The 13,332-nt window shown below is 37.2% G+C and carries 15 protein-coding genes and 2 pseudogenes; 10 read left to right on the forward strand and 7 right to left on the reverse strand.

Annotated features, from left to right (window positions below):
• Positions 1–88: 88 nt before the first annotated feature.
• Positions 89–1,006, reverse strand: a complete 918-nt coding sequence (locus BN997_RS10645) for an AEC family transporter (protein WP_042532111.1) — start codon at positions 1,004–1,006, stop codon at positions 89–91.
• Positions 1,007–1,300: 294 nt separating this feature from the next.
• On the opposite strand from BN997_RS10645, the gene BN997_RS23190 reads away from it, so the two are divergent.
• Positions 1,301–1,450, forward strand: a complete 150-nt coding sequence (locus BN997_RS23190; RefSeq protein ID WP_175297034.1) for a hypothetical protein — start codon at positions 1,301–1,303, stop codon at positions 1,448–1,450.
• 108 nt (positions 1,451–1,558) lie between these two features.
• Complete coding sequence (locus tag BN997_RS10650) at positions 1,559–2,869, forward strand: TolB family protein (protein ID WP_042532113.1); 1,311 nt, start codon at positions 1,559–1,561, stop codon at positions 2,867–2,869.
• A gap of 145 nt (positions 2,870–3,014) precedes the next feature.
• Here BN997_RS10650 and BN997_RS10655 read toward each other — a convergent pair whose 3' ends face one another.
• The 3 genes from BN997_RS10655 to BN997_RS10665 all read right to left on the reverse strand — a co-directional run bounded on the left by BN997_RS10655 (position 3,015) and on the right by BN997_RS10665 (position 5,942).
• Positions 3,015–3,956 (reverse strand): FAD:protein FMN transferase, encoded by a 942-nt coding sequence (locus tag BN997_RS10655; RefSeq protein ID WP_042532115.1) that lies wholly within the window; start codon positions 3,954–3,956, stop codon positions 3,015–3,017.
• Between the two features lie 171 nt (positions 3,957–4,127).
• Positions 4,128–5,315, reverse strand: a complete 1,188-nt coding sequence (locus BN997_RS10660; protein ID WP_042532117.1) for an NAD(P)H-dependent oxidoreductase — start codon at positions 5,313–5,315, stop codon at positions 4,128–4,130.
• Between the two features lie 18 nt (positions 5,316–5,333).
• Positions 5,334–5,942 (reverse strand): NADPH-dependent FMN reductase, encoded by a 609-nt coding sequence (locus BN997_RS10665; RefSeq protein ID WP_042532119.1) that lies wholly within the window; start codon positions 5,940–5,942, stop codon positions 5,334–5,336.
• A gap of 568 nt (positions 5,943–6,510) precedes the next feature.
• Between BN997_RS10665 and BN997_RS23495 the strand changes: the two genes are divergently transcribed.
• The 6 genes and pseudogenes from BN997_RS23495 to BN997_RS23500 all read left to right on the forward strand — a co-directional run.
• Positions 6,511–6,663, forward strand: coding sequence for a hypothetical protein (locus tag BN997_RS23495; RefSeq protein WP_244882366.1), 153 nt, complete (start codon positions 6,511–6,513; stop codon positions 6,661–6,663).
• Positions 6,651–7,031 (forward strand): GNAT family N-acetyltransferase, encoded by a 381-nt coding sequence (locus BN997_RS10670; protein ID WP_244882367.1) that lies wholly within the window; start codon positions 6,651–6,653, stop codon positions 7,029–7,031. Before BN997_RS23495 ends, BN997_RS10670 begins: the two co-directional genes overlap by 13 nt.
• 77 nt (positions 7,032–7,108) lie before the next feature.
• Positions 7,109–7,579, forward strand: coding sequence for a peptide-methionine (S)-S-oxide reductase (locus BN997_RS10675; protein WP_042532121.1), 471 nt, complete (start codon positions 7,109–7,111; stop codon positions 7,577–7,579).
• Positions 7,580–7,688: 109 nt separating this feature from the next.
• Complete coding sequence (locus BN997_RS10680) at positions 7,689–8,327, forward strand: HAD family hydrolase (RefSeq protein WP_042532123.1); 639 nt, start codon at positions 7,689–7,691, stop codon at positions 8,325–8,327.
• Between the two features lie 73 nt (positions 8,328–8,400).
• A complete protein-coding gene (locus BN997_RS23195; protein WP_175297035.1) occupies positions 8,401–8,577 on the forward strand; it encodes a DUF6440 family protein in 177 nt (58 codons plus the stop codon).
• 3 nt (positions 8,578–8,580) lie between these two features.
• Positions 8,581–8,709: pseudogene (locus BN997_RS23500) on the forward strand (peptide-methionine (S)-S-oxide reductase); the annotation flags it as partial.
• A gap of 222 nt (positions 8,710–8,931) precedes the next feature.
• Here the strand turns inward: BN997_RS23500 and BN997_RS10685 are convergent.
• The gene (locus BN997_RS10685) at positions 8,932–9,717 is read right to left on the reverse strand and encodes a sulfite exporter TauE/SafE family protein (RefSeq protein ID WP_139089071.1); all 786 of its coding nucleotides are present in this window, start codon (positions 9,715–9,717) and stop codon (positions 8,932–8,934) included.
• 437 nt (positions 9,718–10,154) lie between these two features.
• On the opposite strand from BN997_RS10685, the gene BN997_RS10690 reads away from it, so the two are divergent.
• Complete coding sequence (locus tag BN997_RS10690; protein WP_042532127.1) at positions 10,155–10,826, forward strand: hypothetical protein; 672 nt, start codon at positions 10,155–10,157, stop codon at positions 10,824–10,826.
• Positions 10,827–11,239: 413 nt separating this feature from the next.
• The gene (locus BN997_RS23200) at positions 11,240–11,416 is read left to right on the forward strand and encodes a hypothetical protein (RefSeq protein WP_175297036.1); all 177 of its coding nucleotides are present in this window, start codon (positions 11,240–11,242) and stop codon (positions 11,414–11,416) included.
• Between the two features lie 494 nt (positions 11,417–11,910).
• On the opposite strand, the pseudogene BN997_RS22915 reads toward BN997_RS23200, so the two are convergent.
• Both BN997_RS22915 and BN997_RS10700 read right to left on the reverse strand, forming a co-directional pair.
• A pseudogene (locus BN997_RS22915) lies at positions 11,911–12,246 on the reverse strand (transposase); the annotation flags it as partial.
• A gap of 264 nt (positions 12,247–12,510) precedes the next feature.
• On the reverse strand, positions 12,511–13,266 hold the full coding sequence (locus BN997_RS10700) for an SDR family NAD(P)-dependent oxidoreductase (RefSeq protein ID WP_042532129.1): 756 nt from the start codon (positions 13,264–13,266) through the stop codon (positions 12,511–12,513).
• Positions 13,267–13,332: the final 66 nt, after the last annotated feature.

Consider the following 13,332-nt stretch of genomic DNA (forward strand, 5'->3'; position numbering starts at 1 on the left):
ATAAAACCTTATATAGAAACTAAAAAGCCGTAACTGCTTCCATTACGGCTTCTCAAATTATCCAATATCAATGCTGTTTACATATAATTTAAAACAAAACATAAGACAAATAAATCACGACAGTTACCGTAATAATACTAAAAAGTGTTGAAAATAAAACAATTTGTGCGTGCAATTCCGGCTTGATTTGATACTCCATCGCAATCGTTGATGTATTCCTGGAAGTCGGAAAAGAGCTTGCGATAAATAAGGATTGTGCAACGACTCCATCAATATTCAGCAGGTATATAACAGCCAGTGCTAACGATGGCCCCATCACCAGTCTTCCAATCAAAGACCATGTAATGACCCGATGGAAAAAATGCAGCTTAATATTAGATAATTGTGCTCCCAGTAATAAAAGGGCAATAGCCACAAAACCATCGGCAAGCTGATCAAGCGGTATCATAATCGAATTAGGAATGGGAATGGAAAATCCTTGGAACAGCATCCCTAATAGCAGTGCGTGGAATACTGGCAATCTTAGAAAGGATTGAATAATCCCTCCGATTGATTTGGTTGCTGATAATAAATTATAAATTCCATAAGAGTATGTTAAAAGATTCTGGAAAATAAGAATAAAAACCTGAATCGAAAACCCTAAAGGATTGCTGCTGAAAACTAATTGGCTTACTGGCAAACCGTAGTTGCCAGAGTTCATTAACGAAATACTATTTTTTAGAGCTGCGCTTTCTTCTCTATCTAATTTTAATAGTTTGGCAATGATGTGACTTACAATAATCAGAATCAAACTATAAAGGATAATGTAATAGATTATTTGGAAAAATATATCCAATTCTATATTGATATGATATATATTCACAAATACAGCAGCTGGCATTAAACAATATGTAATCAGTGTAGATATCTGTTTCAGATTAAATTGAAACTTTCTCTGTAAAAGGGCACCAACCAGGGTCAATATCAATATGGGAAATATCACGTCTAATAAAATAAAAATAAACATTTCAAACCTCATCCTAAATGTTTCATAGTTGAATTTCACCATTACTAAATATGGCTTTATCTTATCATGAAAGGAAAGATAAGGAAAATATCAAAAAGTTATCCTTTGGAATAAGTAAAAATTATATATCGTGTGTTACGAGAAGATTTTATTGCTAATTGATGGAATAAAAATTAATTTTTGTATGTTAAAATAGGGGGATAATTTTGGAAACGTATCATTTGTACACGGTAACAGTGATATGTTGAAGCTTGGTTTGGGAAGACAATCTGGGAGAAAAGAGGCAAGCATGCGATGATGAAATTACAGGTAACGACGTTTGTTTTGGTCGGAGGAATAATTGGTTTTTTTACCGATGGTTTAATGATAGGTGTGGGAGCAGGAGCCCTTGTATTTATAGCGTTTAAACTGGAGAAATTTTTAGGGGAGCAGCGTACAGAATAGTAGATAGACTATGAAACATTTAAGAATGGGTATTTCATACATGTTGAATCAAGGAAGTATCATAAAAATAATTGATTGCCAAAGTTTTAAATGAATAGGAGCAATGTCATGAAACAAAAACGGATACTTTTAATCACAATGGGCATTATTTTTGTGTTACTGGCAGGGACATTAACTTATGCCATTTTAAAGGATGATGATCCGTATCGTTATTTTACCGGGCTGGGGGAAGAAATAAGTGTAGCTCCAGACGATTCGGAAATTGCTTTTTCTTATTATGTAGACGAGGAGGAGGCTATTTACACTTCAAATCCGGATGGTACGGATGTAAATAAATTAACCGGCTCAACGGAGCAGCGGGATAGCAGTCCGGAGTATGCGCCTGATGGTGAAAAGCTTGCTTATTTGAATGGAGATTCAGAAGGAATTCAAACACTTCAAGTAATCAATCCGGATGGAAGCGAAGAAAAGCAATTGACAGACAATGAACTTCATATTGGGGAAAGTATTTTTTCGCAGGACGGAGAGAGTATCTTTTTCGTTGCAGTAGAAGCGGAAGAATTTAAAAAGGGTGAGGAATCAAGAGAAGGGTTTGACTTGTTCTCCATCAATACAGATGGAAGTGAACTAGAAAAACTGACCGATGCCGATTATTTTTCCATGAATCATCTTTCTCTTTCATCTGATGGAGAAGAGATTTATTTTGGTGAGTTTGACGGAGAGAAGGAACAAGTCTATTCCTACTCCTTGGAAGACAGCGCAGTAAATGAGACTCCGTCTGTTGTTCCTAAAGATACAGCGAACGCACGATCATTTAATGAACCACAGTTGTCGCCAGACGGAGAACAGCTGGCATTTACGGAGGTATCTGAGGAATCGCAAGAAATTTCTCTTTTCAAGTATGAATTATTTTTAATGGATTTAGAAACACAGGAAGTAGAGAGATTAACATATTTGAAAACAGCGGTAACCTCACCAGTATTTTTTCATGACGACAATAAAATCGCTTTTCTGGAGAATACAAACTGGTCAGCGGAACCAGCTGAATATCGATTGATGACAATAGATACAGCAACACATGATATCGAAGCAGTTGAACTGGATGCACCTCAATCAGAAGAAGATAATCGATTAATACAAATGCTGGATCGTGCGGTAAACAGCTTAACGGTTGCCATTCTGTATATATTACTGATGAGTCTGCTGAGTGTTTACCTTCTGCATTATGCTGGTAAAGCCTATCTGCCTTCTATCATTAGTTTTTCGCTTGGCATCCTGACATTTGCTGCGAGTTTTGTGGTAGCCGCAGCAGCTAATGCTTGGTATGGCATGGGGCTTGGGATGCTGGCCGCAGGAATCTTCGGCTGTTCTATTATTATCTTATTGTTTATATTTATTTATAAGCGTTTTGTAAAATAGATGGGTTGCAATCTTTTGGCAGATAAAAGCTACGCTAGCTTATTTTTAAATTGGAATAAGCTAGCGTGGTTTCGTATTTGCATGAAGGTTGAGCTGATGTATCTGGTCGAGAGAACTTAACAGGTTCCTTACTCGATCAAAAATATTAGGAAACAGCTTCACTAATATACGGCTTAAGAGATTCGGTATAACACATCTCCCCATCCATTGTAACAACAATGCCTTCTATATCCTCTAACGCATCCAGCGCATCAATAATTTGGCGGGGAGACTTTCCGAATAAACGGCTTGTCCATATTTCGCCATCGACTGATTTTTTGGATACAATGGTTAATCCGGCAATTTCTGATTCAATCGGATAGCCGGTGCGAGGGTCCAAAATATGGTGGTATGTCCGGTTATCCTTCGTGAAATTTCTTTCGTAAATGCCAGAGGTAACCACAGATTGATTTAGAGCGTTTAACACAGCGATATACTTCCCGCGCGGCAGGAGCGGGTGTTGAATGCCGATGCGCCAGTATCCATCCGCTTGATTTGGGGAATTTCCATGAGTGATGACATTTCCACCTAAATTAATCAGGGCTTCCGATACGTCCATCGTTTCCAAATCCTGAATCAGAAGGTCGGCAATAAATCCTTTTGCCAGGGCGCCTAAATCAATAAACATCCCCGTGTGTTTTAAAAATACGGTTTGTTCTTCCTCATTAAGAATAATGTTTTCAGCGTTTGTTTTGCTGAGCAAGGATGCAATGGTTTTCGGCGAGGGAACATTCGCATCTTCAAATCCAATGCGCCAAGCTTGAACAAGGGGGCCGATGGTAATGTTTAACGCACTGTCTGCCGGAGTGCTGTGTTTCTTTCCGATTTTGATCAATTGGTACAAGCTCGGATTAACCTTTACCGGTCTTATCCCTGCATTTTGGTTCACTTCCATCAGCTCTGAGCTTGCATCGTGCGCACTAAAACGTTTCTCGTATTCTGTTAATCGAAGAATCAATTCATCCAAAATAAAATCTGCATAGTCATGCTGAACAGATAATTGGATAATTGTCCCCATCCTATGTATTTCACGTGTTTGCATTGTCATACTTGTCACCCTTTTGCGTTAAGATACGTTGAATAGACGAAAGGATACTTGTCAGAAAATAGCTTCGGTTTTCATGAAGAATCATTCTGCAGCATCGTCTATAAATCAAATAAAGGTTTGAGACAGCACTTGAAAAAGAGGCCGTGTTGACCTCTTTTCCATGAACAATCTTTAGCTTTTAACCGTTGCTCCAGCTACGGTATCTACTTTTGAAGTCGCTCCGGATACCGCATCGACACCGCCTCCGGTTAATTGCTGGCCAGTTTGCTCTAAATACCAATCAATGATTGGCTGTATATCTTGGACATATTCGTTGATGCCAATATAATTATCCTCATCATCACGTACCGCCTGATAGCTGTGGACAACAAATTTATCTGGTCCATGAGTAGGAACCTGCGTCCTTACGACATCCTGTTTTCCGGTACGTAATTGCTGAATGACCCAGGAAACGCCGCTAAATACTCTTTCCGGGTGACATTCTGCTAATGGACTTCCCACTTGTTCCGGTCTGCGTCCTGCCAGCATATCTTCTTTTTCCATGTTGTGGTTATAGTATAAGAATTGGTTATTGCTATCTGCATAAGTCAATTCGGCAGGCATGGAATTCAAGAAATGATTGAGCTGATTGACTGTTAAAAGCCCGCGATTTAATTTAACATACGTATTGCCTTCCACGGCCTGTGTTGCTTCAGCAGCCTGTTCAAGCCAGTCATCGGCGGACATATCGATGCCTTCCACTGTCGTATCAATTGCTCCGGTAGCATATAAATCCTCTGTATCGGATACATCCTGCATTCCTTCAGGTGCATGGATAACCTTGACCACATTGATAAAACGGATAAATTTCTTGATACACGTTTCTAAGAATTGAGCTGTCTGCGCATCTTTCAGGTTTTCGTCTTCATCAAATGCATCATAGACTTCCCCTAATAGAAATTCATTTCCTGGCATAACGATAGCATTTACTCCAGGTGCATCTAATATTTGCCGCAAATGTAACTGAGACCGTGAAGATCCCTGGACATCATAAGAAGCTCCCACAATCATCACCGGTTTTTCATCAAGCGGATGTATTTTAAACGATAACCATTCTAAGACACTCTGTAATGCGGATGTAATAGAGTGGTTATATTCCGGTGTAGCAATAATCACGCCATCTGCCTGCATAATTTTATTATTTAAATTTTGAATCACTTCACTATTGGTTTGATCATCTGATTGGTTAAACATTGGGACATCCTTAATATCCAGTACTTCCACATCAACTAATTTCTTGAAATTTTTTGCGATAAAGTTTAATAATATGCGATTATAAGAAAATTCAGCATTTGATCCTACGATTCCAACAAGTTTCATCAATATACCCCCTAGTAATTAATTGGTCTCCCACGAAAAGTTTGCTGCTTGTTTCTGGTGCGTTTCATTTGCGTTGACTAATTGATTGGTGATATCCACAAAATGTATAAAATCATTAAAAATTTGTTCAAGTTCTTCTATTTTTTGTTGGTCTTTTAACGTGCCATTATCATCAAAAGCCTGTAACGAATAACCGATTAAAAATTCAGAACTTGGCATAATGCGTGCTTTCAATTCAGGCGCATCCAGCATTTGCCGCAAATGACTTTGTGCACGGGAAGATCCTAATCTTCCATAGGAAGCTCCAGTCAGCATAACAGGCTTATCAATTAATGCTTGATTTGTATAAGATAACCATTCTAACGTGCTTTTTAAAATGGCTGGTACGGAATGGTTATATTCCGGTGAACTGATAATCACGCCATCTGCTTCTCTGATTTTATCCGCAAGTTTTTGTACTTCCTGAGGTGCTGTCTTGTCTTCCGGCTTATTAAAAGCAGGTAAATGTTTAATTTCGAAAATTTCAATGTCAGCTTGATCTGCAAAATGTTTTTGAATAAATTGCAGTAAAATACGATTCGTAGAATAATCCGAATTTGTTCCTAGAATACTTAGAAATTTTTTCATTTTATTGCTCCTTTCTTATTTAGAAAAAAGAATGTGAAGTATATCACAATTTAATTATAATATGTTTGAGCAAGAAATACAAGGGGATGTGAGGAAATGTTTTAAATTATAAGATTTATTTTAAAAGTGTAATAGATAGTGCTAAGATAATGTATAAAATAATATTTAGAATGGTTGTAATGGCTCGTATTATAATTTATTGAGAACGCTTTCTTTAATCCGGTCACTTTTACGTTTATATGTAGATAGAAAACATTATAGTTTTGATATACCCTTCCTTTTTATTTTGAAACACTATGGGGGGCATTTCATAAAATTAAAATCAACAGGAGCAGGATACAAGGGGAGGGAACATGAATAAAGCTTCACTTTATAATAAAAGCATTATAATTATCAATATTTATCAACTTGTGAAAAGAGGTTCTGATTGCTAAAATTAGTTCAATAGTTTGCAAGCATACTTTTTATAGAAATAAATGATATATATTTGTGTGTGTGAATGATTGTTCTTAATTTAACGATTAAATTAGTTCTACATAAAGGCGATGTAATACAAGGAGTGAATTTGTTGCAGATTAGAAAAGCAAGTAAAGAAGATATAAAGTCCATAGCTAAAGTTTACGTTGATGGCTGGAAAACTACATATAAAGGTTTCGTACCGGGTAATTATTTGGAAAGTTTAACTACAGGAAAGCAGAGCAAAAATGGATGTCATTTTTAAGTAGTGAAAATAATCCTTTTATTTATATAGCAGTTAATGAAGATGGAAAAACAATAGGCTTTGCAGCAGGAAAAGGTTTGGATAGCGACAAATTTGACGGAGAGCTATACGCGCTTTATTTATTGCAAGAGAGTAGAGGATTAGGGACAGGAAAGCAGCTGGTTTCAGCCATTGCTAAGCATTTCACAGAACAAGGCATGAATTCGATGATGGTATGGGTGATGGAACAAAATAGATCCGGGCTTGGTTTCTACGAACGTATGGGAGGCAAGGCGTATCTTCGCAGGAAAAATGAAGTCGGAGGAATGCTGGTAGAGGATGTAGCTTATGGCTGGGAAGATGTTTCGGCATTATGCAGAGAGGGATAACACGATATCTTGTCAGGAAAAATTGCCTGATTCGATAGGTGTGAAATTCTTGGTGTTTAAACAAAAGGAGAATCAAAATGGAAGTAGTATATATTGCAGGCGGATGCCTATGGGGAGTACAAGCTTTTATAAAAACATTACCTGGAGTTACGTTTACAGAAGCGGGAAGAGCGAATGGAACAAGTTACACACTTGAGGGGGACTATGATGGGTATGCCGAGTGTGTAAAAACAGGTTTTGATCCGGAGGTTGTAACAATTAGAGAATTAATGGGATATTTTTTTGAAATCATTGATCCATACAGTTTAAATAAACAGGGGCAGGATATTGGCGAGAAATATAGAACAGGAGTATATAGTGAAAATCCGGAGCATTTAAAAGAGGCGAAAACGTTTCTTGAGAATAGAAATGATTATGACCGAATCGTGGTTGAAGTCTCGCCTCTTACCAACTATGTGAGAAGTGCAGCGGAGCATCAAGACAGGCTGGATAGATGTCCGAATGATTATTGCCATATTCCAGAAGAAATGTTAAGTAAATATAAATAAGGGAAAGGACTTAAATATGGTTTTCGGTCTCCGTTGGTTGGTACGCTAAATAGGGACGAGGCGTTTTTTAGAGAACTTAGAATACAAATAGGATGATAAAGGGTGTGGAATGATGAAAGCAATTATTTTTGATTTTGACGGGACGCTTGCTGATACATTACCGGTTTGTTTCTATGCGTTTCAAGCTGTGTTTAAGGAATTTGACAATAAGGAGGTCACCTCCGATGAAGTAAAGGCGATGTTCGGTCCTTCTGAAACAGGAATCATCAAAGAAAATCTGCTGGACTCTAATCAGGATAAAGCAATTGAATTATATTATGAAAAATATAATGAAAAGCATCGAGAGCTTGTTGTTGAAAATGAGGAAATAAATGATTTGCTCCGGTTTTTAAAAAAAGAAGGATATCAATTAGGGATTGTAACAGGGAAAGCAAGAAGAAGTCTGATTATATCTTTAGATTGTCTTCAAATGAATGATTTGTTTGATGTAATCATAACAGGTGATGATGTTACGATGCCCAAGCCTCATCCAGAGGGATTAAACAAGGCATTGGTAAAGCTGCACATAAAAAACACGGAGGCTGTATTTTTAGGGGATAGCGATGCGGATATTCAGGCCGGTAAACAAGCAGACGTAAATACAATCGGAGTACAATGGCTGCCAAATTATCAAACGTTAGAATTTCGTGTTCAACCAGACCTGCTGCTAAACAACGTGAATGAATTTCTGGAATGGTTAAAAAAATGAAGAAAGGAATGATTGTTAATTAGTTTCTATTTAACAATGTGGTTATTTATTTTTAGAAGGAGGAGTGCTGAAAATGACAAACAATCGTTTTGAAGAAGTTTATTCTCAAGGGAAAATGAAGAATACGAAGATTATTCGTGATAATGAGAATGGTGTTTTGTATATGCTGCATCAAGAAGGCTATGGAGCAGGGCTGACTGTTATGGTGGATCAGGAAGGTAACCCCTTAGTGGACAAGGATTTTAATTAGAATAGAAATGATTATAATCGTATGGTGGTTGAAGTCTTGCCGCATACAAATTACGTAAGAAGCGCTGAGGAACTTCAAGAGAGATTAAGCAGGCGCCCAAATAACTATTGTCATATTCCAAAAGAAATATGAAATAAATATAAGGGTTAAACTCTGAATTTTTTCCTTACTATTTTCTGAGGAACAAAAGGCACGCTTCTCCATTCGTAATTAGAATAAGCAAGCGTGCTTTTTAAATAGATTTGGCAAAACTGGAAATGGTTTCTCTCTGAGCTGCCAAACAAAAAATAATCTAAGAGGTGTTTGAATACTATTCGCTTTTTGGTTATTCCATTTATCACGATTGGCAAACAATCAACTTATAATCATCATGATAACTACAATAAACAGAAGAACTAAATAGATTTTGGAAAAGAGTTTATCAGATAATTTTTGAGCCCAGGATCTGCCGATAGGCACTCCAATAAATCCGCCGAGGGTAAATCCAATAAGCGCAGGTATGTATATGAATCCTATCGTTGATGAAGGCATCGCATCTATCTTCAATCCTGTAACTAAATAAGCGAAAGCTCCTACGATAGCAATCGGCAGACCTAATGGAGTAGCCAAAGCTACAGCATGTATCATGCGCATCCCTCTATTTCTGAGATAAGGAATGGTCATTGTGCTTCCGCCAATACCTAATAGAGTGGAAAGAAATCCAATGCCTATCCAGATAAAAGATGCGGAACGCTGCTTAGGCAGACGAAATGCTTGTTCTTCGATTTCTCTTGTGAACGATTTTTTTAGCATGTTCGAAATCAAGACATAAATTAATAGGCCGATAAATGCATGCCTGAGAAAATCGCTCTCAATGTAGACTGCAAGCACGCCGCCTATTAAAGAACCTATTGCAATATATCCTGCTAATTGTTTAAAGACAGACCATGTCACATTGCCTTTTTTGGCATGGTTATATGTTGAATTAAATGAATTTATAATCATAACCGCTAATGATGTACCAATCGCAGTATGCATTAAATACTCGCTTGGAATGGAATCGGGTAAAAATGCAAATAAGATTGGTACTACGACGATTCCGCCTCCAAAACCAAACATGCTTGATAGCACACCAATTAAAATACCGATTAATGAAAACATTAAAAATGAAAATCCCACTAACAATCATCTCTCTTTACTTATATTCATTTGGATTATTTCTTAGATTCTATTAAATCACAAATTGAATGGTGTTACCATAAGGCATTGTGTTGTCTGACCAGTTCAAACTTCACCGGCTATTTGTGCTTTTGTATTTTTGTCCGTGTTCGATAGCGCAAGAGAAAGGATGATGAATACGTAGAAAATAACAAACTAACCACTTGTACTCTATGCAAATCAGCAATTCATGCCTGATAAAGGGGCAAGGAATCCTTCTGCACTCATCCCTCCCGATTTTTCATAATTGGAATGCCTGTGTTAATATTTAGTATTAGAGAGCAATGTTCATCCTTGCTGACACGTTATTAAACTATCAATTAACATGCGCCAATTCACTCTTTTGTAAAGCTGTATTATCGGAGAAAGGAAGTTTTTAAATGAAAAATAATACTAAATTTTTAATGGGCATGTTAGCATTTGTATTTGTTATATTGACTGCTTGTGGAAATGTAACAGAGGATTCGGATGCGGAGTCCAATCGCCTGTCATCAGATAATGATGTGATGCAAAACGAAAATGACAATTTACCTGGACAAGAAAGTACACAAGATTCATCTCCTATCGACCCAGAAACAGAAACCGATTCTTTTTCAGATTGGAAAGGAAAAAGCCAAGATGAATCAGCGGAGGAACAGAGCCAGGAAGAGCCTTTGGAAGAATATGTTCCCAATGAAGATGATGTTGTATACAAAAATAATGAGTTGAAAAATAAAGATATCCTTGAAGCGTTTATGGAGACTGCGGGAGAAAATGGACAGGATAATGAAAGTGAAATCAGAGTGGTGAAGGACGAAGGGACTCAAGGTGTACTTATATATGATTTGAAATCCGGATATGAAGAAAGTGTTGATCAGGCATGGATTATGGTTTATTCAGATTTGAGCCACTACAGAGCCTCAGATGATGAAGTGCAGGATGTTTTTAATACGAATCAGCAATGCGGATATATGTCAAAAGATGAAATAGAAGGAAAGTATAAATTACATGAATGTAGAACCCATTGGGAATACAGGTTACTTCCCACTGGAGAAGATAATGAAATGGAGTGACTGTTGCTTCATTATCTCCTCTCAACAAAAAGGCTGAAGCATGTTAGCTTCGGCCTTTTTGTTGAGAGAATGGATTGTATACTTGATGCGCACGCTTGAATTTTTTAGCTTATAATACTTCCTGTGTCTATTTATTTATGCTTCCCAAAACTCCTTGGTGAACAAAAATTGTATCTCATCCAGTAAGGTTAATTTAATGGTCTTTCAATTATCGGAGGTTATTGTTGAAGAACTTAAGCCTAATTCTTTATTTGAAATACGAAGGAGACAGGTTTTTTGAACTTTTTTTCAACTTGTTATGAGTATAATACAGGTAAATGAATTAAATAACTGATTTTTTTGATTTTTCGATACTATTATCTTGACAGCCCTAAAGATAGCATGTAGATTTTAAGTAAAGGGAGGGATGAAAGATGACCAATTATGACAAAGCAAAGAAAAAGATAGACAAAAGAAAAGAAATGCGGACTCAAGAAATCTCCGAAATGATTGACGAAGGCGGTTTAGGAGCTGATAGATATTATGATGTTATAAAAGGCTCTTCCCCGACTGAGAAAGAAATAAAATCAACGAAAAAATACCAAAAATGATAAAACGAAACTTTACTCAGTGGGAGTTTTTCGATGTACAACTCTTTACGATCGGACGAATAACCACAGTCCCACATCCCTAGAACGTCGCTAACTTAATCTGTTTCCTTCATACTCCCACTGCATTAGCCCTAAGTGATTCAGGGAGTTAGCTCACCTGAACTTCCGCCTAAATAAAGTTTCTTTTACGGACGATTCTCTGTGATAAAGAAGATTAAAAAAGAGAAAAAAAGGTCACTTACATTATAACCCCGAATTATTCATACCTGTAGATTAGAGATACAAACGAAAATTTGTAGTTTATGATTTCTATTTTAAGCGAAAAAAGCTAAAATATCGTAGGAAGCTGGAGGTAAATAGTATTCACAAGAAAAAACAACCGTTTTTGGACAGATCTATCCCTTGGTCTTCCAAGGAATAAAAAGTTTCTTTTTACAATCACTCCAACTGAAGCTATAGTAAAGAGGTATTTGAATGCAAGTCAAAGCAATTCAAAAACGAGACAAGCTTGGCTGAGAAGCAAGTGCATCTTTTCCCATGATTTGCGTAAATACCGGATGGTGCATCAGGACATCTGCTGCATCCTCTTCTGCATATCCAGCGATGATTTGATAGATTTTTTGACGAAGTAAATCTTTATTCGCATACATGTAGCAGCGCCGTTCATTGGTAAGCTGTAAATATTATTCTGCCAAGGCCGCAGAGAATCCGATTTTTTCATCCAATTCACGGAAAATCATTTCACCAGTATCAGAGGATAATTCGCCTCCATCAAGAGATAGTTTTATTTTATGATTAAAATCAAGTGTGATTTGCGGTAAAGCAGCCATTATTAGAACCCTTTCTATTGGTTATTTGCTGGCTCTTTTAACCTTAATAGAAACGGGTTCTTTTTCATTTATTTGATGCAGCTTATAACTGTCACAATTACTTGGGAGGTATGAGATAACAAGCTATTTAGTTTTTTTGAATCGTTGATTGTTTTCGAACCTTCATAAAAATCCTGTCAACGCCATGTTCTGTAAATGACGTATGGAAGAAAGCATCTTTTGCAGGAAGATTGTATCATTTCCGAATCCCGCAACGTCTTTCTATCATAAAATAACATCAGGGGTTTCAGGCAAAATTTGTCCGCCATCTATAACAAGTGATTGACCGGTAATATATTTTGCTTCTTCTGATGCAAAGAAGGAAACTGTTGTTCCGATGTCTTCTGGATCTCCTAATCGTTTCATTGGAACAGCTTCCGCACCTTTTTCACTTAACACGCCCAGTTCCTTTTTCAAGGTTTCAGTAGCAATCATTCCAGGTTGAACTGCATTAACCGTAACGCCATATGGTGCATACTCCAGAGCCACATTACGCATAAATCCAAGAATTCCAGCTTTGGTTGCCCCATAAATCGAACCGCCTGGATATCCGGTGATATCTCCCGTAATTGACGATGTCAGGATGACCCGGCCGTAGTTTTGCTTCTTCATCGCTTCTAATACCGGTTTGGCAGTGAAGAACATTCCTTTCAAATTAATGCTTTGAATTTTATCCCAATCTTCTTCTGTCATGTCTGCAATGGATACATCCGGGTAGATACCTGTATTCGCAGCCAGAATATCGATTCTTTCATGTTTTTTTAAAATATCCTGAACAACCCTTTCCGCATTATTTTTGTCCGTCACGTCTAATTTATGAAATTCACCACTCACTTCTGCAGCCACTTTCTTCCCTGCTTCTTCATCGATGTCACAGATCATAACGGTTGCTCCAGCTTTTGCTAACGTCTTCACAATTCCTTTACCAATCCCATTTGCTCCACCGGTGACCATAGCGATTCTACGAGTTAAATCAAACATTATATCCCTGCCTTTCAGAATTCAGCATTATTTATACTTATAGATTATCAAGAAACATCGAAAAAC

Origin of the sequence: Oceanobacillus oncorhynchi (assembly GCF_000821065.1) — a bacterium.
In the GTDB taxonomy this organism is placed as follows: Bacteria; Bacillota; Bacilli; order Bacillales; family Amphibacillaceae; genus Oceanobacillus; species Oceanobacillus oncorhynchi.

Bases quoted from the DNA above. Each gene is read 5' to 3' on its own strand.
- BN997_RS10690 (WP_042532127.1), top strand. From the start codon at position 10,155: ATGAAAAATAATACTAAATTTTTAATGGGCATGTTAGCATTTGTATTT.
- BN997_RS10645 (WP_042532111.1), bottom strand. From the start codon at position 1,006: ATGTTTATTTTTATTTTATTAGACGTGATATTTCCCATATTGATATTG.
- BN997_RS10660 (WP_042532117.1), bottom strand. From the start codon at position 5,315: ATGAAACTTGTTGGAATCGTAGGATCAAATGCTGAATTTTCTTATAAT.
- BN997_RS10655 (WP_042532115.1), bottom strand. From the start codon at position 3,956: ATGACAATGCAAACACGTGAAATACATAGGATGGGGACAATTATCCAA.
- BN997_RS10650 (WP_042532113.1), top strand. From the start codon at position 1,559: ATGAAACAAAAACGGATACTTTTAATCACAATGGGCATTATTTTTGTG.
- BN997_RS10675 (WP_042532121.1), top strand. From the start codon at position 7,109: ATGGAAGTAGTATATATTGCAGGCGGATGCCTATGGGGAGTACAAGCT.
- BN997_RS10670 (WP_244882367.1), top strand. From the start codon at position 6,651: ATGTCATTTTTAAGTAGTGAAAATAATCCTTTTATTTATATAGCAGTT.
- BN997_RS10680 (WP_042532123.1), top strand. From the start codon at position 7,689: ATGATGAAAGCAATTATTTTTGATTTTGACGGGACGCTTGCTGATACA.
- BN997_RS10685 (WP_139089071.1), bottom strand. From the start codon at position 9,717: ATGTTTTCATTAATCGGTATTTTAATTGGTGTGCTATCAAGCATGTTT.
- BN997_RS23195 (WP_175297035.1), top strand. From the start codon at position 8,401: ATGACAAACAATCGTTTTGAAGAAGTTTATTCTCAAGGGAAAATGAAG.
- BN997_RS10665 (WP_042532119.1), bottom strand. From the start codon at position 5,942: ATGAAAAAATTTCTAAGTATTCTAGGAACAAATTCGGATTATTCTACG.
- BN997_RS23190 (WP_175297034.1), top strand. From the start codon at position 1,301: ATGATGAAATTACAGGTAACGACGTTTGTTTTGGTCGGAGGAATAATT.
- BN997_RS23200 (WP_175297036.1), top strand. From the start codon at position 11,240: ATGACCAATTATGACAAAGCAAAGAAAAAGATAGACAAAAGAAAAGAA.
- BN997_RS10700 (WP_042532129.1), bottom strand. From the start codon at position 13,266: ATGTTTGATTTAACTCGTAGAATCGCTATGGTCACCGGTGGAGCAAAT.